Raw genomic sequence first — 20,107 nt, forward strand, 5'->3', positions numbered from 1 at the left:
CGCCCGCTCCGCCATCGCAGCGGGCTGACCGACTACCCCGGCGCACGGCGCCCCAAGGTGAACAGAACATGAGCAAAGCCAATCTCTACCAGCAGCGCCCCGACGACAGCATCAAGGCCGAGTCGCCGCTGTTCCACGCCGAGCTGGACCAGCTCGCCGCTCGCAAGGTGAGCAACGCCGGCATCACCCTGCGCGAGAAGAAATTCCTCGGCCACCTGACCCTGCGCGGCGACGCCCACGACCCGGCCTTCGCCGGCGGCGTGCACAAGGCCCTCGGTCTGGAGCTGCCGGTGGCGCTGACCCTGGTGGCCAACGGCGGCACCTCGCTGCAATGGCTCGGCCCGGACGAGTGGCTGCTGATTGTCCCCGGCGGCGAGGAATTCGCCATCGAACAGCGCCTGCGCGAAACCCTGGGCGATGAGCTGCATTACTCGGTGGTCAACGTCAGCGGCGGCCAGACCCTGCTGGAACTCGAAGGCGCCAAGGTCCGTGAAGTGCTGATGAAGTCCACCAGCTACGACGTGCATCCGAGCAACTTCCCGGTAGGCAAGGCGGTCGGCACCATATTCGCCAAGTCCCAGTGCGTGATTCGCCATACCGGCGAGCACACCTGGGAACTGGTGGTGCGCCGCAGCTTCTCCGACTACTTCTGGCTGTGGCTGCAGGACTCCTGCGCCGAGTACGGCCTGCAGGTAGCGGTGTAAGCGCTGCCCTTCCCCTCTCCCCGCGGAGAGGGGTGCCACCCGTTCGGAGCCAGACCATGAGCCGCACCCCCGATACCTGGATCCTCACCGCCGACAGCCCGAGCCTGCTGGGCACCGTCGATGTGGTCACGCGCTACCTGTTCGAACAGCGCTGCTACGTCACCGAGCACCACTCCTTCGACGACCGCCTGGCGCAGCGCTTCTTCATCCGCATCGAGTTCCGCGCAGGCGACGGTTTCGACGAATCCGCCTTCCGCGCCGGCCTCGCCGACCGCGTCTCGCCGTTCCAGATGAATGTCGAACTGACCCCGCCGGGGTACCGCAGCAAAGTGGTGATCATGGTCTCCAAGGCCGACCACTGCCTGAACGACCTGCTCTATCGCCAGCGCATCGGCCAGTTGCCGATGGATGTGGTGGCCGTGGTCTCCAACCACCCGGACCTCGAACCGCTGGCGCGCTGGCACGGCATCCCCTACCACCACTTCGCCCTCGACCCCAACGACAAGGCCGCGCAGGAGGCGAAGGTATGGCGGGTGATCGAGGAATCCGGCGCCGAACTGGTGATCCTCGCCCGCTATATGCAGGTGCTGTCCCCCGAGCTGTGCCGCCGCCTGGACGGCTGGGCGATCAACATCCACCACTCGCTGCTGCCCGGCTTCAAGGGCGCCAAGCCCTATCACCAGGCGTACCAGAAGGGCGTGAAGCTGGTCGGCGCCACCGCCCACTACATCAACAACGACCTCGACGAAGGGCCGATCATCGCCCAGGGCGTCGAGCCCGTGGACCACGCCCACTACCCCGAAGACCTGATCGCCAAGGGCCGCGACGTGGAATGCCTGACCCTGGCCAAGGCCGTGGGCTACCACATCGAGAAACGCGTGTTCCTCAACGCCAACCGGACGGTGGTGCTGTAAGAGCAGCCCCGGGCTGCAAGCCACAAGCTGCAAGCGGAGCCGCCGACAAGCGGGGCGCGCAGCCGAGACACCGAACGGCAAGTAGGGCGGATAACGCCACAGGCGTTATCCGCCATGACACTTCCAACGGCGGATGGATGGAGCTCATCCGCCCTACGTTCCGACCGGGACTGTGGCGCAAGCGGTAAAGCGCCCTCTCCCTTCAGGGGGGGACGCCTAGTTAGAGGGTTGGGGAGAGGGTCTTGAAGCCCGCTTCCAACCACCGAGCAACACCGACAGACCCGCCGGCTGCCAGCAGTACTTCCGGCCCTGTCGCGCAACACACGACATCCCAGTGCAAAACCGCGAGCCGCAAGGCCCGCCTTTGTACCCACAAACACAATGAGGAATGCGTATGTCTGGCAATCGTGGCGTGGTTTATCTCGGCCCGGGCAAGGTCGAAGTACAGAACATCCCCTATCCGAAAATGCAGGACCCGCAGGGCAAGCAGATCGACCACGGGGTGATCCTGCGCGTGGTCTCCACCAACATCTGCGGCTCCGACCAGCACATGGTGCGTGGCCGCACCACAGCGCCACAAGGCCTGGTGCTGGGCCACGAGATCACCGGCGAGGTGGTGGAGATCGGCCGTGGCGTGGAAACCATGAAGATCGGCGACCTGGTCTCGGTGCCGTTCAACGTCGCCTGCGGCCATTGCCGCACCTGCAAGGAGCAGCACACCGGCGTCTGCCTGACGGTCAACCCGGCCCGCGCGGGCGGCGCCTACGGCTACGTCGACATGGGCGGCTGGGTCGGCGGCCAGGCCGAATACGTGCTGGTGCCCTACGCCGACTTCAACCTGCTGAAGCTGCCCAACCGCGAGGCGGCGATGGAGAAGATCCGCGACCTGACCTGCCTCTCCGACATCCTGCCAACCGGCTACCACGGCGCGGTGACCGCTGGCGTCGGGCCCGGCAGCACCGTCTACATCGCTGGCGCAGGCCCTGTCGGCCTTGCCGCCGCCGCTTCGGCGCGGCTGCTGGGCGCTGCCGTGGTGATCGTCGGCGACGTCAACCCGGCCCGCCTGGCCCACGCCAAGGCGCAGGGCTTCGAGATCGCCGACCTGTCCAAGGACACTCCGCTGCACGAGCAGATCGCCGATCTGCTGGGCGAGCCGGAAGTGGACTGCGCCGTCGACGCGGTAGGCTTCGAAGCCCGTGGCCACGGCCATTCCGGCTCGCAGCACGAGGCCCCGGCCACCGTGCTCAACTCGCTGATGGGTGTGGTGCGCGTGGCCGGCAAGATCGGTATTCCGGGCCTGTACGTCACCGAGGACCCGGGCGCGGTGGACGACGCCGCCAAGCACGGCAGCCTGAGCATCCGCTTCGGCCTGGGCTGGGCCAAGTCGCACAGCTTCCACACCGGCCAGACCCCGGTGATGAAGTACAACCGCCAACTGATGCAGGCCATCATGTGGGACCGCATCAAGATCGCCGACATCGTCGGGGTGGAAGTCATCACCCTGGACGACGCGCCCAAGGGCTACGGCGAGTTCGATGCCGGTGTGCCGAAGAAATTCGTCATCGACCCGCACAACCTGTTCCGCGCCGCCTGACGGTGCGCCAGCCACGGCCACGAATCGCGTTCGTGGCCGTCTCTCCAGGGGAGCCGCAAGGCTCCCTTTTTTTGCCCGGTGATCCTATTTCGTAGGATGGGTATCGTTTCGCTCCCCCATCCTACGAAGAGCCGTACCCGACACCCGGCATGAAGCAACCAAAGTTCCCGGCGCGCGCAGAGTCCCGTCAGGAAGCCGACCCTCGGAGCAATGCCGGAGCGAAGACCCGGAGACCTTCTGGTTCCTTTTGGGAGGGCGGCTATCCGACGCCTGACAAAAGGGACTCGTCCGAGGGCGCGAAACAGAATCCCTCAGGCGACACCAAAGCGGCGCCAGACACCAGCCCAAAACGTCCACCCCAGTGTGAAGCCAACCTCGCTCCCCAACACCGCGACTGCGCACCTCGCCACCGGATTGACGACCAGAGGCTCAGCCCGTACCGTTTCCCAGCCGCTCAACCGAGCGGTGCGGGATTGGCGTCCCGGAAAGAATGACCAGACGAGTGCCGAAAGGTACCTGTCGGCATGGCCGTGTCTACACAATGGGCGGGCCGTGCAGGGCATCTTCGGATGCACCGGGTGGTCATTCCCGGCACGCCAACCTGTACGGCCTGCTCTCCAGATTGGCGTCTGGTCGAGCAGAACTGCTCAATTCTTGAAGGATTATGAAAATGACCGCATTCCAGATCCGTATTGACGCCACATCCATTGAACTCTTCGACGCCGCCGAGGACCGCCAAAGCTCAGCGCGCTCCGCACTGCTCCTGCTGGCCAGCTCCGACAACCTGCCCAGCGGCGACCTGCTCGCCCGAACCCTGAGCGGCGTGGAGCTACTGCTGGCAGAAGCCGCCCAACTCTACGACGCCGCGCGCCGGCAAAGCTAAGCCTCGCAGGGCGAATAACGCACAGCGTTACTCGCCCCTCATCAAGCACGATGCACCGCCGCGCCTGCACCAGTCGCAGGCGCGGCGGTGACAGCGGAATCAGCGCGCCGCCCAGGCGTTGAAGCGCTGCTCCAGTTCTTCGCCGTGATCGACCCAGAACGCCGCATCGACCGCACGGGCACCTTCCAGGTTGGCCGGCGCGGTCGGCAGGGCGCTGCGCACGTCCTCCGGCAACAGGTCGAGCGTGCCCTTGTGCACCGGGCCGTAGGGAATGTTCTCGGAGAATATCTTCTGGGTTTGCGGCTGGCTGGCGAAGGCGATGAACTTCTCGGCCAGCGCCTTGTTCGGCGTGCCCTTCACCACGGCCCAGTATTCCGGGTCGTAGAGGCTGCCCGGCCAGACGATGCCGAGCTTCACGCCTTCCTTCTGCGCGGCGGCGATGCGGCCGTTGTAGGCGGCGCTCATCACCACGTCGCCAGCGGCCAGCCACTGCGGCGGCTGCGCGCCGGCTTCCCACCACTGGATATTGCCCTTGAGCTGGTCGAGCTTGGCGAAGGCGCGGTCAACGCCCTCCTTTGTGCCGAGCACCTTGTAGAGGTCTTCCTGCTTCACGCCGTCGGCCAGCAGGGCGATTTCCAGGGTGTACTTGGCACCCTTGCGCAGGCCGCGCTTGCCGGGGTATTCGGCGGTATTCCAGAAGTCGGCCCAGGACTGCGGAGCCTTGGCGAGCTTGGCGCCGTTGTAGGCCATGACCATCGACCAGACGTAGGTGGCCACGCCGCATTCGCTCAGGGTACCGGGGACGAAGTTCTTCTCGTCGCCGATGGCCGCCGGGTCGATGCGTTCGAACAGACCCTCGTCGCAGCCACGCAGCAGTTCGGGGCTTTCCACCTCGACCACGTCCCAGGTGACTTTGCCGACGTCGACCATCGCCTTCACCTTGGCCATTTCGCCGTTGTACTCACCGGCGACGATCTTGCCAGCGCCGCTGGCTTCGAAGGGTTTGAAGTAAGCCTGCTCCTGGGCCGCCTTGGTGGCGCCGCCGAAGGAGATGACGGTGATGCTCTGGGACTGCGCGTGGGCGCTGCCGATGGCGGCGGCAAGGGCGCAGGCGAAGACGCTGGTGAACGGGAAGCGGTTGAGCAAGGACGATTTCATGGAACGACTCCCACAGCCGGATTGGCGTTGTTTGTTGTTGCTGGGCAGTACCCCCGGCCAATGGCCAGGCAAAAGGGTTCCATCGCGCGGGCGTCATTGCGCTCGCGGCGTTGTTGGGTGTTCGGGCCTGAGCGGTTCCCTGCTCGCGCAGTGCGGAGTTTCCGGCCCCGCGTCAACGGGGCCGGAAGGGGCTCAGAGCACTCCGATTTCCTGCGCCGTGCGGTCTACCGCGCGGCGGGTCTTGTCGACCAGTTCGTCGATTTCGCTGCGACCGGCCACCAGCGCCGGCGCCATGATCATGCGGCCCAGGGTGGAGCGGATGATCACGCCCTCTTCGAAGCCGATGGTGCGGCAGCGCCAGGCGATGTCGTTCTCGTTGTCGAAGCGCTTGCGGGTGGCCTTGTCCTGGACGAACTGCAGCGCGGCGACGAAGCCGGCGCCCTGGATGTCGCCCACCAGCGGGTGGTTGCCGAACACTTCGCGCAGGCACTGCTGCAGGTACGGGCCGGTGTCGTTCTTGACCTGGCTGACCCAGCCTTCGTCACGCAGCGCGCGCAGGTTGGCCACGGCCACTGCCGCCGCTACCGGGTGGCCGGAGTAGGTCAGGCCGTGGGCGAACACGCCGCCTTCTTCCACCAGGGTCTGGGCGATGCGCTTGCTCAGTACCAGGCCGCCCATCGGGATGTAGCCGCTGGTCAGGCCCTTGGCGATGGACAGGGTGTCGGGCTGGAAGCCGAAGTGCTGGTGGGCGAACCACTCGCCGGTACGGCCGAAGCCGCCGATCACTTCGTCGGCGCACAGCAGTACGTCGTACTGGCGGCAGATGCGCTGGATTTCCGGCCAGTAGCTTTCCGGCGGGAAGATCATGCCGCCGGCACCCTGGAACGGCTCGGCGATGAAGCCGGCGACGTTCTCGGCACCCAGCTCCAGTATTTTCTCTTCCAGTTGCAGCGCGCAGCGGCGGCCGAACTCGGCCGGGGTCAGGTCTCCGCCGGCGGCGAACCAGTATGGCTCGTCGATGTGGGCGATGTCCGGGATCAGGCCGCCCATCTCGTGCATGAACTTCATGCCGCCCAGGGCGGTGGCCGCCAGGGTGGAGCCGTGGTAGCCGTTCCAGCGGCCGATCATGATTTTCTTCTGCGGCTTGCCGGCGACCTGCCAGTAACGGCGCACGGTACGGATCAGCACCTCGTTGGCCTCGGAGCCGGAGTTGGTGTAGATCGCGTGGCTGTAGTGGTCGGGCAGCAGGCTGAAGAGGGTTTCGGACAGCTCGATCACCGCCGGGTGGGTGGTGTGGAAGAACATGTTGTAGTACGGCAGCTCGTCGAGCTGCGCGGTGGCGGCGGCAGTCAGGTCCTTGCGGCCATAGCCCAGGTTGGTGCACCACAGGCCGGACATGCCGTCGAGGTAGCGGTTGCCGTCGTTGTCCCACAGGTGCAGGCCTTCGCCACGCACCATCACGCGCGGGCCTTCGGCGTTCAGCGCCTTCTGGTCGAGAAAGGCGTGGATGTGGTGAGCCGCGTCCGCTCTCTGGTAATCGCGGGTGTCACGTTGCGGTCTGATCTGGTCGGTCATCGATAGTCTCCTAGTTCCCGCGGCGTACGTCAGGCCAGCGGGGATTGCAGGCGATCGAGGGCGACGGACTTGCCCTGGGCAGTCTCACCGGCCGTCTCGAGCGGTTCGGGTACGAAAAGGGGCTTGCGCATCACCAGCTTGATCCACAGGACAGCCACCAGCGACACCACGCCCAGCACCACGCCAGCGCTGGCGAAGATGCGAACGGTCATTTCCGGGGCCGGGGATACGTGCACGACCGCATAGATCATGCCGGCGATGCCGAACAGTTGCGGCAGCGGGTAGAACGGCGTGCGGAACGGCCGGGCCAGGTGCGGGTAGCGACGGCGCAGGGCCAGCACATCGACGTGGGCGATGATGTAGGCCAGCAGCCAGGAGAGCGCGGCGGCCAGCAGGAGGATGTTGATGGCGTCGGGGTTGTCGCCCAACAGGACGATCGGCAGGCCGGTGATGGCGGATACGAACAGTACGGCCACCCACGGCGTGCGCGCCTTGCGGCTGAGCCACTGGAACTGCGGGAACGCCTGGCCGTTCTGCGCCATGCCGTAGAGCATGCGCGGGATGGCGGCCAGCGAGGAGTTCAGGGTGCTGCAAGTGGCGGTGATGGCGGCGACTACCAGGAACAACTGGCCGTACTCGCCGAACGCGCGGTTGGCGAACAGGAAGTGCGGCAGCAGGCTGCCGGCCAGTTCCTCGCCGGGGATCAGCATCAGTGCGCCAAGGCAGTACAGGGCGATGGTCAGGAAGATGATGGTCAGGCCGAAGATCATCGAGCGCGGGATGTTGCGCTCAGGCCGCTTGGTTTCCTCCACCAGCGGGCAGACGAACTCGGCGCCGACGAAGCCCCACACGGCCATCGCGGTCAGCGCCAGCACTCCGGCGCCCAGCGGGTTCCAGCCACTGGCCACGGCAAGTTCCGCGGACGCCTGTTCGCTGCCCACGGACCCCAGGCCGAGCGCCAGCAGGACGATCATCATCAGCAGCGCCAGCACGCTTTGCAGGCGCGCGAAGATGTCGATGCCCAGCAGGTTGAGCAGGGTGAACAGGCCGAGTACGCCATAGGCGACGACCATCGGCGGCACGACGCCGGGGTAGACCTTGCCGATGATCATGTCGAGCAGGAGCAGTTCGGCGGACAGCGCGAACATCGCCACCACCACGTAGCCGGAGAAGGTCGCCAGGATCGCCGGGAAGTGCCCGATGGCGACTTCGGTATAGCTGCTCAGGCCGCCGGCACGGGGAATCATCAGCGCCAGCTCGGAGAAGGAAAACGCATAGCTGAGCGCCAGCAGGTAGGCCAGGCACAGCGGCACGATGAACCCCAGGCCGGCGGTGCCGGCGCCCTGCAGCATCAGCACCATCACGCCCTGGGATACCACCAGGCCGATGGCCACGGCCAGCAGCGGCCCCAGGCCGAGTACGCGGCGCAGGGCAGGCTGTTGTACGTTCACACTCATTCGGATGTTCTCTTGTTGTCGTTGTAAGGGTCCGGATGGAGATCAGCGCAACTGGAACCAGGTGGTCTTGAGCTGCGTGTATTTGTCGAACGAGTGCAATGACAGGTCGCGGCCGAAGCCGGACTGCTTGCCGCCGCCGAACGGAATCGCCGGGTCCAGCGCATCGACGGTGTTCACCGACACGGTGCCGGCATTCAGGCGGCGCGCCACGCGGTGGGCACGGTGCAGGTCGTCGCTCCACAGCGAGGCGGCCAGGCCGTAGACGCTGTCGTTGGCCATCTGCACTGCTTCGTCTTCGCTGTCGAACGCAATCACCGCCAGCACCGGGCCGAACACTTCGTCGCGGGCCAGGGACTGCTCGGGGCGCACGCCGGTGAAGATGGTCGGTTCGATGAAGTTGTCCGAGCCGTTGAAGCTCAGTTGGCGGCCACCGCAGGCCAGCGTCGCGCCATCGCTGGCGGCCTGGTCGATGAAGCGCAGGATGCCGGCGGTCTGCTTGCCGTCGACGATGGCGCCAGCGCGGCTGGCCGGGTCCAGCGGGTCGCCCGGCGCCCAGTCGCGGGCCTTGGCGATGAGGCGTTCGACGAATTCGTCGTGGATCGAGCGCTCCACCAGCAGGCGCGAGTTGGCCGAGCAGACTTCGCCCTGGTTGAAGAAGATACCGAAGGCCGCCTTTTCAGCCGCAAGATCGAGGTCGCGGCAATCGGCGAACACGAGGTTCGGGCTCTTGCCGCCGCACTCCAGCCAGACCTGTTTGAGGTTGGACTGCGCGGAGTACTGCATGAAGTACTTGCCCACCTGGGTCGAGCCGGTGAACACCAGGGCATCCACGTCCGGGTGCAGGCCCAGCGCCTTGCCGGCGGTTTCGCCCAGGCCCGGCACGACGTTGAGCACGCCTTCGGGAATGCCGGCTTCCAGCGCCAGCTCGGCCAGGCGCAGGGCGGAGAACGGCGACTGCTCGGCTGGCTTGAGCACCACGGAGTTGCCGGCGGCCAGCGCCGGAGCGAGCTTCCAGGCAGCCATGTCGAGGGGGAAGTTCCACGGCACCACGGCGCCGATCACACCCAGCGGCGTACGGGTGATGGTGGCGAGGGCGTTCTGCGCGGTCGGGGCTACCTGGTCGTAGAGCTTGTCGAGGCTTTCGGCATACCAGGAGAAGACGCCGGCGGCGCCGGGCACGTCGATGTTCCAGGCGTCCATCACCGGCTTGCCCATGTTCAGGGTATCGAGCAGGGCGAGTTCGTCGCGGTTGGCCATCATCAGCTCGGCCAGCCTCTGCAGCACGGCCTTGCGCTCGCGCGGCGCCATGCGCGCCCAAGGGCCCTGTTCGAAGGCTTGCCGGGCGACGCGCACGGCGGCGTCGATCTCGGCTGCGCCGCAGGCGGCGACATTGGCCAGCAGGCGATTGGTCGCCGGATCGATGGATGCGAAGGTGGCGCCGTCACGCGCGGCCACGCGGCGGCCGCCGATCAGCGCGCTGTCGATGAAGGTCTGCCGGGCAGCGCGTTGCCGCCAGTCATTGAGCTCGTGCACCAAGGCTCTCCTGCTTCAGTCGCATCGAAGGGCGACTTTGTTGTTCTGGATGTGGAATCGATGGTCGCCCAAGCCCCGGCCAAGGAAAATTATTAAATATGTCTTCGGGATATATGAAAAAGCTGGGCAGGCATGCACCGGCAAAGTGCGCCGCGCTGGGTTATGGTGCACGGCAAGCGCGGCGCTTCCTGCCCGGACGGCAGGTCGGTCGGCGCGTGTGATGGGCGACTGGCGCGCAGGGACAGGGAGGCCCGCAACTTGCTGTGTACCGGCCCGGTGACAACAACACATCAGGCACGCGGCTGCCCGCCGCGACGCCGAAGAGGTCTTGCAGTGGCGTCCTATACCTTGCGGCAATTGAAGTATTTCGTGACTACCGTGGAATGCGGCAGCGTGGCCGAGGCCTCGCGCAAGCTGTACATCGCGCAGCCGTCCATTTCCACGGCGATCAAGGGCCTGGAAGAAAGCTTCGGCGTGCAACTGTTCATCCGCCACCATGCCCAGGGCGTGTCGCTGACCCCCAGCGGCGCGCGCTTCTACCGCAAGGCGCAGGAACTGCTGCGCATGGCCCATGAGTTCGAGCAGAACGCCCTGGCCGACAACGATGTGGTGGCCGGGCAGATCGACATCGGCTGTTTCGAGACGGTCGCCCCGCTCTACCTGCCGCGCCTGATCGCGGGCTTCCGCGAGCGCTACCCCGGCGTGGAGATCCGCATCAGCGACGGCGAGCAGCAGGAACTGGTGCAGGGCCTCACCGCCGGCCGCTTCGACCTCGCCCTGCTCTACGATCACGACCTCGACGGCACCATCGCCACCGACCCGCTGATGCCGGCCCAGCGCCCCTACGCGCTGCTGCCCGAGGACCACCGCTTTGCCAGGCAGGACAAGGTGTCGCTGCGCGACCTGGCGCTGGAACCGATGATCCTGCTGGATGTGCAGCCCAGCCGCACCTACTTCGTAAGCATCTTCGAGGAGCTGGGGCTGAACCCGCATATCGCCTTCAGCTCGCCCTCCATCGAGATGGTGCGCGGCATGGTCGGCCAGGGTTTCGGCTTCTCGCTGCTGGTGACCCGCCCGCACTCGGAGTGCACCTACGACGGCAAGAAGGTGGTGATGGTGAATATCACCGAAGATGTAAGCGCCTCGGGGCTGGTGGCCGCCTGGCTCAAGCGCGCCCAGTTGACCAAGCCGGCACAGTTGTTCGTCGACTATGCGCGGGAAGAGTTGAGCGCGAAGCACTGACGCTCGGGCGGGGCGCGCTCCCTTGCCTGGCGGGAGCGGCTCCTCCCGTCACTCCCCGTGCCCCTCGTCGACACCAGGCGTTACAATCTCGCCCCCTTTCGTTTTCGTACTTCCGCCCCGCCCCATGCTCATCTGGAAAGAGCGCGTGCAGCGCCTGATCACTCTGGTCCTCGGCCTGCTGCAGCGCTACCCGCACATCGTCGCCCTATTCGGATTCTGTTCCGGGGTGTTCAGCTTCATCATGGTGGACCGTCATCGCGCCGGCTTCGCCCGGGTGATGGCCATCGTCATGCTGGTGAGCTGGGTCTGGCTGATGCTGGAGAACCTGCTGACCGATCGCTTCAAGCGGCGCTTCGGCTGGGAAGTGCCGCCGGGCCTGCTGCGCTACGCAACCCAGTTGATCCATCAGGAAAGCCTGTTCTTCTGCCTGCCGTTCTTCTTCGTCACCACCACCTGGAACAGCGGCCAGGCCCTGTTCACCGGCGTGCTGGCGCTGGCCGGCCTGATGGCGATCACCGACCCGGTCTACTACAAGTGGCTGTCGGTGCGGCGCTGGACCTTCCTCGGCTACCACACCCTGACGCTGTTCGCGGTCCTGCTCACGGCGCTGCCGATCATCCTCCACCTGAGCACCCCGCAGAGCTATCAGGCGGCACTGGGCATCGCCGTGCTGCTGTCGTTCCCGAGCCTGGCGGTAACGGTGAAGATCCACAAATGGTGGCGCTGGTTCGCCCTGGTCGGCCTGACCCTGTCGATCGGCGCGGTCGGCTGGTTCGCCCGCGCCTGGGTGCCGCCCTCGACGCTGTGGATGACCGAGATGGCGGTGACCGAAAGCTTCGACAACGCCCAGCGCACTCCCGGCGACAGCCTGGAGACAGTCAGCGTTGCGCAGATCAAGAGCCAGGGGCTGTATGCCTACACGGCGATCAACGCCCCGCGCGGCCTGAACGAGCGCATCTACCACGCCTGGCGCAAGGACGGCCAGGAAGTCGACCGCATCGCCCTGGACATCAAGGGCGGCCGCGAAGCCGGCTACCGCGCCTGGACCCACAAACAGAACTTCCCCAGCGACCCGAGCGGGAGCTGGCAGGTGCAGGTGCTCACCGAAGCCGGGCAAGTCATCGGCACACTCAGGTTCGAGGTCACGCCCTGACCACTCGGTATCCTTGACCCGGCTCGGCGCTTTCCCCTACAAGAGCCTCTCCCCAGAACAAAAAGCGCCGAGAGAGTCATGACCGATACTGCCCTGCACCCATTCGACCGCGCCGTCGCCCTGCAACCCGTGGAAGGCCGCCCCGGCCTCTACGACGGGCGCACCAGCCAGGACTACTGGAACATGGTCGGCCCCTTCGGCGGCGTGACCGCTGCCGTCCTTCTGCAAGGCGCGCTGCGCCATCCGCAACTGCTCGGCAGCCCGGTATCGCTGACGGTGAACTACGCCGCGGCGGTCGTGGCCGGCGCCTTCCGGGTCGAAGCCACCCCGGTGCGCACCAATCGCTCCACGCAGCACTGGTTGTTGCAACTGACCCAGGCCGATGAGTCCGGCGAGCAGCAGGTCACCACCACCGCCACCCTGGTCACCGCGCTGCGCCGCGACACCTGGAGCCTGACCGACCTGCCCTTCCCCAGCCTGGCACCGGCCAGCGACTTCGAGGCGATGAGCCCCGCCGCCAAGGGTGTGGCCTGGCCCCGGCAGTACGAGATGCGCCCGGCCTCCGGCGCCTTCCCGACCAAGTGGGACGGCAGCGGCGACACCAGCCGCAGCCAACTCTGGCTGCGCGACGCCCAGGCCCGCCCGCTGGACTTCCTGTCCCTGGCGGCGATGAGCGACATCTTCTACCCGCGCGTCTGGCTGCGCCGCGCCATCCCGGTGCCGGCCGGCACGGTGTCGATCACCACCTACTTCCACACCGATGCGGCGCAACTGGCCGAAGTCGGCAGCGGCTACCTACTGGGCGATGCCCGCGCCCAGGAATTCCGCAACGGCTTCTTCGACCAGAGCGCTCAACTGTGGAGCGACTCCGGCGCGCTGCTGGCGACCAGCAACCAGATCGTTTACTACAAGGAGTGAACCGTCGATCCTGCTTGTGTGCTCCCACTGCGCCTTCCCAGGCCGGGAGCGGCAGACAAAAAAAGCCCGGCATGTAGCCGGGCTTTTTCGTTCATTGAGTACGCGGAAGGTTCAGACCTTCTTCACGAATTCCGACTTCAGCTTCATCGCGCCGATGCCGTCGATCTTGCAGTCGATGTCGTGGTCGCCGTCCACCAGGCGGATGTTCTTCACCTTGGTACCGACCTTCACCACCAGGGACGAGCCCTTGACCTTGAGGTCCTTGATGACGGTGACGGTGTCGCCGTCCTGCAACTGGTTGCCGACGGAATCCTTGATTACGCGGGCGTCGCTATCGGCCTCGGCCGCGCCACCGGCGGACCACTCGTGGGCGCACTCCGGGCAGACCAGCATGGCGCCGTCTTCGTAGGTGTATTCGGAGTTGCATTTCGGGCAGGGAGGCAAAGTGCTCACGGCGGTTCTCACATCAAAACGGTTGAAAGACCGCAAAGTATATAAGGTTTAACCGCCCTCTGTCGGCCATGCGGGCTGGAGGGGCGGCAAACGGTCGGTGAATGGCTCAGTGCTGCAGTTGGCTCAGGTAGGCGGTAAGCGCCGTGATGTCGTCATCGCTGAGCAGCGCCGCAACGGCCAGCATCGGCGAGTTGGCGCGGCTGGGGTCTTTGTCGCGATAGCGTTGCAGCGCATGGGTGAGGTACTGCCGGGACTGACCGGCGATACGCGGGAAGGCGTCCTGGCCCAGTCCTTCGGCGCCGTGGCAGGAGACGCAGACCGTGGCGAAACGCTGGGCACCCTGTTCCACCAGCGCCTTGTCGAGAGTCGCCGAATCAGCCCTGGGCTGGACTTTCTGCTGGCTGAAATAGAAGGCGATATTCACCCGTTCCTCGGGCGTCAGGAGCTTCGCGGCCTGGTTCATCACGAAGTCGGTGCGCTGGCCGGTGACGTACTTTTCGAACGCATCGAACAGGTACTGCGGATTCTGTCCGGCCAGGTTGGGAATGTAGTCGCGGCGGCTGTTGCCGTCCTTTCCGTGGCACTTGCTGCACAGCAGGATGCGCTCCTCGGCGGCGGCATAGGCCTGCTGCCCCGCGGACGGATCCTTCTGCAAGGCTCCGAGCCGATCCATCATCTCAGTTGCCTGCGCGCTTGCGCAGAACAGGACCCACAACAGAACGATTCGCCCCATCGCCTTACCCTGGTCGGTTTTCCCAGGGTCGAACATAGCGAATGGCCAGCGGAGGTTTCCGACGCAGATCAAGCAAACGCCTCAGCGGGGCAAAAAAAAGGGGGAGCATCGTGCTCCCCCGGGGACTGAACCTTAAGACCCGTCTGTCCGTTGGTCAGCCTTCAATTTCAATCAGGATCTCACCGGGGTTGACCCGGTCGCCCTTGGCTACGTGGATAGCCTTCACAGTGCCGTCGATACCCGCCTGCACTTCGGTTTCCATCTTCATCGCTTCGGTGATCAGCACGGCCTGGCCGGCTTTCACGCGGTCGCCTTCCTTCACCAGCACGTCGACGATGTTGCCTGGCATGGTGGTGGTGACATGGCCCGGCTCGCTGGCCTGCTTGCGCTTGTTGCCGCCGCCGCCGATGAATTCGTTGAGCGGCTCGAAGACCACTTCCTCGGGCATGCCGTCGACCGACAGGTAGAAGTGGCGCTTGCCATCGGTCTTCACGCCGACGCCGGTGATGTCCACGCGGTAGCTCTCGCCGTGCACATCGACCACGAACTCGGTCGGCACGCCTTCACCACCGGCAGCGGCCACGCCCTTGCCGTTGGGGATGGGGAGCAGCTCTTCGGGCTTCAGGGTGCCGGCGGCACGTTCTTCGAGGAATTTGCGGCCGATATCGGGGAACATGGCGAAGGTCAGTACGTCTTCCTCGGACTTGGCCAGGCTGCCGACTTCCTCGCGCAGCTTGTTCAGTTCCGGCTTGAGCAGGTCGGCCGGGCGTACGTCGATGACTTCTTCGTTGCCGATGGCCTGGCGGCGCAGCGCTTCGTTGATGGTGCCCGGAGCCTTGCCGTAGCGGCCCTGCAGGTAGAGCTTCACCTCGTTGGTGATGGTCTTGTAGCGCTCGCCGGCCAGCACGTTGAAGAACGCCTGGGTGCCAACAATCTGCGAGGTCGGGGTAACCAGCGGCGGGAAGCCCAGGTCTTCGCGGACGCGCGGGATTTCAGCGAGCACTTCGGGCATGCGGTTCAGCGCACCCTGTTCCTTGAGCTGGTTGGCCAGGTTGGAAATCATCCCGCCGGGGACCTGGTTGACCTGCACGCGGGTGTCCACGCCGGTGAACTCGCTTTCGAACTGGTGATACTTCTTGCGCACGGCGTGGAAGTACATGCCGATTTCCTGCAGCAGCTCCAGGTCCAGGCCGGTGTCGAACGGGGTGCCGCGCAGGGCGGCGACCATGGACTCGGTGCCCGGGTGGCTGGTACCCCAGGCCATGCTGGAGATGGCGGTGTCGATGCGGTCGGCGCCGTTTTCCACAGCCTTGAGCTGGCACATGCTGGCCACGCCGGCGGTGTCGTGGGAGTGCACGACCACATCCAGCGGCAGTGCATCCTTCAGCGCCTTGACCAGTTCACCGGTGGCATAGGGGGTCAGCAGGCCGGCCATGTCCTTGATGGCGATGGAGTCGACGCCCATGTCGGCCATCGCCTTGCCTTGGGCGACGAAGGCGTCGATGGTGTGCACCGGGCTGGTGGTGTAGGCGATGGTGCCCTGGGCGTGCTTGCCGGCAGCCTTCACCGCTTCGATGGAGACGCGCAGGTTACGCACGTCGTTCATCGCGTCGAAGATACGGAACACGTCGATGCCGTTGACCGCGGCCTTGGCCACGAAGGCGCGCACCACGTCGTCGCTGTAGTGGCGGTAGCCGAGCAGGTTCTGCCCGCGCAGGAGCATCTGCAGGCGGGTATTGGGCAGCGCGGCCTTGAGTTTGCGCAGGCGCTCCCACGGGTCTTCCTTGAGGAAGCGCACGCAAGCGTCGAAGGTGGCGCCGCCCCAGACTTCCAGCGACCAGTAGCCGACCTTGTCGAGCTTGTCGCAGATCGGGAGCATGTCTTCGGTGCGCATCCGGGTCGCCAGCAGCGACTGGTGTGCGTCGCGCAGGATGGTATCGGTGACGGTGACTTTCTTGGCAACGGTCATTGAAGTGATCCTCACAGGCCAGCGTGGGCGGCAATGGCGGTGGCGATGGCGATGGCCAGGTGCGACGGGGTGCGCTTGATGGAGTACTGGGTCAGTTCCGGGTGGCTTTCGACGAAGCTGGTGTTGAACTGGCCGCTACGGAATTCCGGGTTCTTGAGGATTTCCTGGTAGTACGGCGCGGTGGTCTTCACGCCCTGTACGCGCATGTCGTCCAGCGCGCGCAGGCCGCGGTCCAGCGCCTCTTCCCAGGTCAGTGCCCAGACCACCAGTTTCAGGCACATGGAGTCGTAGTACGGCGGGATGGTGTAGCCGGTGTAGATCGCCGTATCGGTGCGCACGCCGGGACCGCCGGGCGCGTAGTAGCGAGTGATCTTGCCGAAGGACGGCAGGAAGTTGTTCTTCGGGTCTTCGGCGTTGATGCGGAACTGCAGGGCGAAGCCACGGTGGACGATGTCTTCCTGCTTGACCGAGAGCGGCAGGCCGGACGCGATGCGGATCTGCTCGCGAACGATGTCGATGCCGGTGATTTCCTCGGTGATGGTGTGCTCCACCTGCACGCGGGTGTTCATTTCCATGAAGTACACCTCGCCATCGGCGAGCAGGAACTCCACGGTACCGGCGTTCTCGTAGCCCACGGCCTTGGCCGCGCGCACCGAGAGGTCGCCGATGTAGGCGCGCTGCTCGGGAGTGAGCTGCGGGCTGGGGGCGATTTCGATGAGTTTCTGGTTGCGACGCTGGATCGAGCAGTCGCGCTCGAACAGGTGCACGGTGTTGCCGAAGGAGTCGGCCAGCACCTGGGCTTCGATGTGCTTGGGATTGACGATGCACTTTTCGAGGAAGACTTCCGCGCTGCCGAACGCCTTGGTGGCCTCGGAGATTACGCGGGGGAAGTTCTGTTCCAGCTCCTCGCGGCTGTTGCAGCGACGGATGCCGCGGCCGCCGCCACCGGAAGTGGCCTTGAGCATCACCGGGTAGCCGATGCGTTCGGCTTCGGATACGGCTTCGGCGAGGTCGGCGACGTTGCCTTCGGTGCCAGGGGTGCAGGGTACGCCAGCGGCGATCATGCTGCGGCGCGCTTCGGTCTTGTCACCCATGCGGCGGATGACTTCCGCCGATGGGCCGATGAACTTGATTCCGCGCTCGGCGCAGATTTCCGCCAGTTCGGCGTTTTCCGAAAGGAAGCCATAGCCGGGGTGCAGCGCATCGCAACCGGTTTCCACCGCCAGGTTCACAAGGGCGCGCGGGTTGAGGTAACCGGACAGCGGGTCGGTGCCGATGCTGTGCGCTTCGTCGGCACGCTTTACGTGCAGGGCGTGGCGGTCGGCGTCGGCATAGACAGCCACCGAGCGGATACCCATCTCGGCGCAGGCGCGCACGATCCGGACGGCAATCTCCCCACGGTTGGCGATCAGGATTTTCTTGATCACTTCGGCTTTCCCTCGGCCCGGGCCTTTTGAACCCCGGCGTAAAAACCAATCGGCAGCGCCGTTCCCGGCGGCTGAACGTGTAGGCCGGAGCGGGTTCCGGCGTGTTTTTACCCTAGCGCGGGAAGGAGGATTAACCAAAATCAATAATTATTGGGGTAGCCATAAATAATGCTTTATAGTCGGCTGAAAAGATCGCCCCAGAGGCCGCTAGCGATGCGTAAGTCGTTGATGCGTATGACCCTTCGCCAGATGCAGGTTTTCCGCGCGGTATGCGAAAGCCGCTCCTACAGCCGGGCAGCGGAGGAAATGGCACTGACCCAGCCAGCGGTCAGCCTGCAGATTCGCCAGTTGGAAGAGCTGGTCGGACAGCCACTGTTCGAATACATCGGCAAGAAGCTCTACCAGACCGACGCCGCCGACGCCCTGCTGCGCGCCACCAACGACATCTTCCAGCGCCTGGAAGTGCTGGACATGAACCTGTCCGACATCAAGGGTTCGCTGCAGGGCCAGCTACGCCTGGCGGTGGAGTCGAGCGCCAAGTACATCACGCCGCACCTCTTCGCCGCGTTCCAGGCGCAGCACCCGGATGTCAGCCTGCACCTCACGGTGGTCAACCGCGCCCAGGTGATCAAGCGCCTGTCGGACAACCGCGACGACCTGGTGATCATGTCCCTGGTACCACAGGACATGGCGCTGGAATTCCTGCCCTTCCTGAACAACCCGATCGTCGCGGTCGCGCCGCCGGAGCACCCGCTGTGCAACGCCGCCAAGCTGTCGCTCAAGGACCTGGAATCCTACCCGCTGCTGATCCGCGAGCCAGGCTCGGGCACCCGCAAGGCATGCGAGGAGCACTTCCAGCAAAAGCGCGCGCACTTCCCGCAGACGCTGGAATTCGCATCGCTGGAAGGTTCGCGCGAAGGCGTGCTGGCGGGGCTGGGGCTGGCGCTGCTGCCACGCCACGCGGTGAGCCGGGAGCTGCAATCGGGGCTGTTGCGCGAGCTGCCGGTGGAGGAGCTGCCACTCTACCGTAGCTGGTGTCTGGTGCATGCGCGCGGCAAGCGCCTGAGCCCTGTAGCCCAGGCGTTCGTCGTCTTCATCCGTGAAGAGCGCGCGCTGATCAGCCAGTTGGCCGAGCGCTTCGCCGGCCCGCCTTCGCCGAAGTAAGGTAGGCGGCGGCGATAAGATCGGGGAAATCGGAGGTTTCGACGGCGAGACGCTGGGCCTCTGCTCGGTCTTCGATGGCGCGGCGGAACTGCATGCGCCGCTGGTCTTCGAGCTTGCGGCGGGTCTTGCTGTCCAGTTGCTGGGTGTCGTCGATATGGCGGGGCATCTCGCATCTCCCAAGGCCGAAGGGCTGGAGACGCCAGAATGCTGACCACGGATGACCGTTTGACGACGCACGGGTGAAGCGTCGGTGACGCCGACGAGCGGTCGGCATCACCGCTGCAGCGCGGTCAGGACGCCTCGTCCGGGCGCTCCTCGTGGCTCTTCACCACCTTCGGCGACAGGCGCAGGCTGCGCAGGCTGCGCTTGACGCTCTTGAGGTGGTTCACCAGGTCCGGGCCGCGGGCCATCGCCACGCCCATCGCCAGCACATCGATCACCACCAGGTGGGCGATGCGCGAGGTCAGCGGGGTGTAGATGTCGGTGTCTTCATGCACGTCCACCGCCAGGTTGACCGTGGCCAGGTCGGCCAGGGGAGTCTGGCTCGGGCACAGGGTGATCAGCGTGGCGCCGGCTTCGCGCACCAGGTTTGCGGTCACCAGCAAGTCCTTGGAGCGGCCGGACTGGGAGATGCAGATCGCCACGTCCGAGGGCTTCAGGGTCACCGCCGACATGGCCTGCATGTGGGGGTCGGAATACGCCGCCGCCGACAGCAGCAGGCGGAAGAACTTGTGCTGGGCATCCGCCGCCACCGCGCCGGAAGCGCCGAAACCGTAGAACTCCACACGCTGGGCATGGGCGATGGCGGCGATGGCGCGCTCCAGGGCGTGGGTGTCGAGATGCTCGCGCACCTCCATCAACGAGTGCAGGGTGGTGTCGAAGATCTTCAGGCTGAAGTCCGCCACCGAGTCGCTCTCGTTGATCGAGAACTGGCCGAAGCTGGCGCCGGCGGCCAGGCTCTGCGCCAGCTTGAGCTTGAGGTCCTGGAAGCCGCTGCAACCAATGGCGCGACAGAAGCGCACGATGGTCGGCTCGCTGACACCCACACCGTGGGCGAGGTCTGCCATTGAACTGTGCATGACCGATGCAGGGTCCTGCATCACGTGATCGGCAACCTTGAGCTCCGACTTGCGGAGCAGATGACGCGACTGGGCAATGTGCTGCAAAAGGTTCACAGGGGTAGGCTCGGTGATAGTTGTCTGAGATTTCTGTAGTCTTGTTGTAGTTATA

The 20,107-nt window shown here is 65.5% G+C and carries 18 protein-coding genes; 8 read left to right on the top strand and 10 right to left on the bottom strand.

Annotation, left to right across the window (positions count from 1 at the left end; genetic code table 11):
* The first annotated feature begins 68 nt into the window (after window positions 1-68).
* The 4 genes from OU419_RS28165 (at window position 69) to OU419_RS28180 (ending at window position 4,095) form a co-directional block, all read left to right on the top strand.
* Window positions 69-704 carry a sarcosine oxidase subunit gamma gene (locus tag OU419_RS28165; protein ID WP_254469569.1) on the top strand — a complete coding sequence of 212 codons (636 nt, stop codon included), beginning with the start codon at window positions 69-71 and terminating at the stop codon, window positions 702-704.
* 56 nt (window positions 705-760) lie between these two features.
* On the top strand, window positions 761-1,618 hold the full coding sequence (locus OU419_RS28170; RefSeq protein WP_254469570.1) for a formyltetrahydrofolate deformylase: 858 nt from the start codon (window positions 761-763) through the stop codon (window positions 1,616-1,618).
* A 394-nt stretch (window positions 1,619-2,012) separates the two neighbouring features.
* Window positions 2,013-3,212, top strand: coding sequence for a formaldehyde dehydrogenase, glutathione-independent (gene fdhA, locus OU419_RS28175; RefSeq protein ID WP_254469571.1), 1,200 nt, complete (start codon window positions 2,013-2,015; stop codon window positions 3,210-3,212).
* Between the two features lie 670 nt (window positions 3,213-3,882).
* Window positions 3,883-4,095, top strand: a complete 213-nt coding sequence (locus OU419_RS28180; RefSeq protein WP_254469572.1) for a hypothetical protein — start codon at window positions 3,883-3,885, stop codon at window positions 4,093-4,095.
* 99 nt (window positions 4,096-4,194) lie between these two features.
* Here the strand turns inward: OU419_RS28180 and OU419_RS28185 are convergent, their stop codons facing one another.
* The 4 genes from OU419_RS28185 to OU419_RS28200 form a co-directional block, all read right to left on the bottom strand.
* On the bottom strand, window positions 4,195-5,253 hold the full coding sequence (locus tag OU419_RS28185) for an ABC transporter substrate-binding protein (RefSeq protein ID WP_254469573.1): 1,059 nt from the start codon (window positions 5,251-5,253) through the stop codon (window positions 4,195-4,197).
* Window positions 5,254-5,445: 192 nt separating this feature from the next.
* Window positions 5,446-6,828, bottom strand: a complete 1,383-nt coding sequence (locus tag OU419_RS28190) for an aspartate aminotransferase family protein (protein ID WP_254469574.1) — start codon at window positions 6,826-6,828, stop codon at window positions 5,446-5,448.
* A 29-nt stretch (window positions 6,829-6,857) separates the two neighbouring features.
* Complete coding sequence (locus tag OU419_RS28195) at window positions 6,858-8,285, bottom strand: APC family permease (RefSeq protein WP_302328766.1); 1,428 nt, start codon at window positions 8,283-8,285, stop codon at window positions 6,858-6,860.
* Between the two features lie 42 nt (window positions 8,286-8,327).
* Window positions 8,328-9,818 (bottom strand): aldehyde dehydrogenase, encoded by a 1,491-nt coding sequence (locus tag OU419_RS28200; protein WP_254469575.1) that lies wholly within the window; start codon window positions 9,816-9,818, stop codon window positions 8,328-8,330.
* A gap of 333 nt (window positions 9,819-10,151) precedes the next feature.
* Between OU419_RS28200 and OU419_RS28205 the strand changes: the two genes are divergently transcribed.
* The 3 genes from OU419_RS28205 to OU419_RS28215 all read left to right on the top strand — a co-directional run bounded on the left by OU419_RS28205 (window position 10,152) and on the right by OU419_RS28215 (window position 13,131).
* On the top strand, window positions 10,152-11,060 hold the full coding sequence (locus tag OU419_RS28205) for a LysR substrate-binding domain-containing protein (RefSeq protein ID WP_254469576.1): 909 nt from the start codon (window positions 10,152-10,154) through the stop codon (window positions 11,058-11,060).
* Window positions 11,061-11,184: 124 nt separating this feature from the next.
* Window positions 11,185-12,213 carry a DUF5924 family protein gene (locus OU419_RS28210; RefSeq protein ID WP_254469577.1) on the top strand — a complete coding sequence of 343 codons (1,029 nt, stop codon included), beginning with the start codon at window positions 11,185-11,187 and terminating at the stop codon, window positions 12,211-12,213.
* Window positions 12,214-12,291: 78 nt separating this feature from the next.
* Window positions 12,292-13,131, top strand: a complete 840-nt coding sequence (locus OU419_RS28215; protein WP_254469578.1) for an acyl-CoA thioesterase — start codon at window positions 12,292-12,294, stop codon at window positions 13,129-13,131.
* Window positions 13,132-13,242: 111 nt separating this feature from the next.
* Here the strand turns inward: OU419_RS28215 and OU419_RS28220 are convergent, their stop codons facing one another.
* The 4 genes from OU419_RS28220 to OU419_RS28235 all read right to left on the bottom strand — a co-directional run bounded on the left by OU419_RS28220 (window position 13,243) and on the right by OU419_RS28235 (window position 17,713).
* Window positions 13,243-13,584 carry a zinc ribbon domain-containing protein YjdM gene (locus tag OU419_RS28220; RefSeq protein ID WP_254469579.1) on the bottom strand — a complete coding sequence of 114 codons (342 nt, stop codon included), beginning with the start codon at window positions 13,582-13,584 and terminating at the stop codon, window positions 13,243-13,245.
* 106 nt (window positions 13,585-13,690) lie between these two features.
* Window positions 13,691-14,260, bottom strand: a complete 570-nt coding sequence (locus tag OU419_RS28225; RefSeq protein ID WP_254469580.1) for a c-type cytochrome — start codon at window positions 14,258-14,260, stop codon at window positions 13,691-13,693.
* Window positions 14,261-14,471: 211 nt separating this feature from the next.
* Window positions 14,472-16,286: a sodium-extruding oxaloacetate decarboxylase subunit alpha gene (gene oadA / locus OU419_RS28230; RefSeq protein ID WP_302328769.1), complete on the bottom strand. Its 1,815-nt coding sequence runs from the start codon at window positions 16,284-16,286 to the stop codon at window positions 14,472-14,474.
* An 11-nt stretch (window positions 16,287-16,297) separates the two neighbouring features.
* Complete coding sequence (locus OU419_RS28235; RefSeq protein WP_254469581.1) at window positions 16,298-17,713, bottom strand: acetyl-CoA carboxylase biotin carboxylase subunit; 1,416 nt, start codon at window positions 17,711-17,713, stop codon at window positions 16,298-16,300.
* 228 nt (window positions 17,714-17,941) lie between these two features.
* On the opposite strand from OU419_RS28235, the gene OU419_RS28240 reads away from it, so the two are divergent.
* Window positions 17,942-18,877 carry a LysR family transcriptional regulator gene (locus OU419_RS28240; protein ID WP_254470315.1) on the top strand — a complete coding sequence of 312 codons (936 nt, stop codon included), beginning with the start codon at window positions 17,942-17,944 and terminating at the stop codon, window positions 18,875-18,877.
* Here OU419_RS28240 and OU419_RS28245 read toward each other — a convergent pair.
* A complete protein-coding gene (locus OU419_RS28245) occupies window positions 18,831-19,043 on the bottom strand; it encodes a PA3496 family putative envelope integrity protein (RefSeq protein ID WP_254469582.1) in 213 nt (70 codons plus the stop codon). The two genes, OU419_RS28240 and OU419_RS28245, sit on opposite strands and share 47 nt — an antisense overlap.
* A 124-nt stretch (window positions 19,044-19,167) precedes the next feature.
* Entirely contained in the window at window positions 19,168-20,052 is an 885-nt protein-coding gene (hexR, locus tag OU419_RS28250) for a transcriptional regulator HexR (RefSeq protein WP_254469583.1), read from the bottom strand.
* Window positions 20,053-20,107: the final 55 nt, after the last annotated feature.

This window comes from Pseudomonas triclosanedens, assembly GCF_026686735.1.
GTDB classification, from domain to species: domain Bacteria; phylum Pseudomonadota; class Gammaproteobacteria; order Pseudomonadales; family Pseudomonadaceae; genus Pseudomonas; species Pseudomonas triclosanedens.

Coding starts and splice junctions, on each gene's coding strand:
- OU419_RS28165 (WP_254469569.1), top strand. CDS start 69: ATGAGCAAAGCCAATCTCTACCAGCAGCGCCCCGACGACAGCATCAAG.
- OU419_RS28180 (WP_254469572.1), top strand. CDS start 3,883: ATGACCGCATTCCAGATCCGTATTGACGCCACATCCATTGAACTCTTC.
- OU419_RS28190 (WP_254469574.1), bottom strand. CDS start 6,828: ATGACCGACCAGATCAGACCGCAACGTGACACCCGCGATTACCAGAGA.
- OU419_RS28195 (WP_302328766.1), bottom strand. CDS start 8,285: ATGAGTGTGAACGTACAACAGCCTGCCCTGCGCCGCGTACTCGGCCTG.
- OU419_RS28240 (WP_254470315.1), top strand. CDS start 17,942: ATGCGTATGACCCTTCGCCAGATGCAGGTTTTCCGCGCGGTATGCGAA.
- OU419_RS28225 (WP_254469580.1), bottom strand. CDS start 14,260: ATGATGGATCGGCTCGGAGCCTTGCAGAAGGATCCGTCCGCGGGGCAG.
- OU419_RS28210 (WP_254469577.1), top strand. CDS start 11,185: ATGCTCATCTGGAAAGAGCGCGTGCAGCGCCTGATCACTCTGGTCCTC.
- OU419_RS28185 (WP_254469573.1), bottom strand. CDS start 5,253: ATGAAATCGTCCTTGCTCAACCGCTTCCCGTTCACCAGCGTCTTCGCC.
- OU419_RS28245 (WP_254469582.1), bottom strand. CDS start 19,043: ATGCCCCGCCATATCGACGACACCCAGCAACTGGACAGCAAGACCCGC.
- OU419_RS28170 (WP_254469570.1), top strand. CDS start 761: ATGAGCCGCACCCCCGATACCTGGATCCTCACCGCCGACAGCCCGAGC.
- OU419_RS28215 (WP_254469578.1), top strand. CDS start 12,292: ATGACCGATACTGCCCTGCACCCATTCGACCGCGCCGTCGCCCTGCAA.
- fdhA (WP_254469571.1), top strand. CDS start 2,013: ATGTCTGGCAATCGTGGCGTGGTTTATCTCGGCCCGGGCAAGGTCGAA.
- oadA (WP_302328769.1), bottom strand. CDS start 16,286: ATGACCGTTGCCAAGAAAGTCACCGTCACCGATACCATCCTGCGCGAC.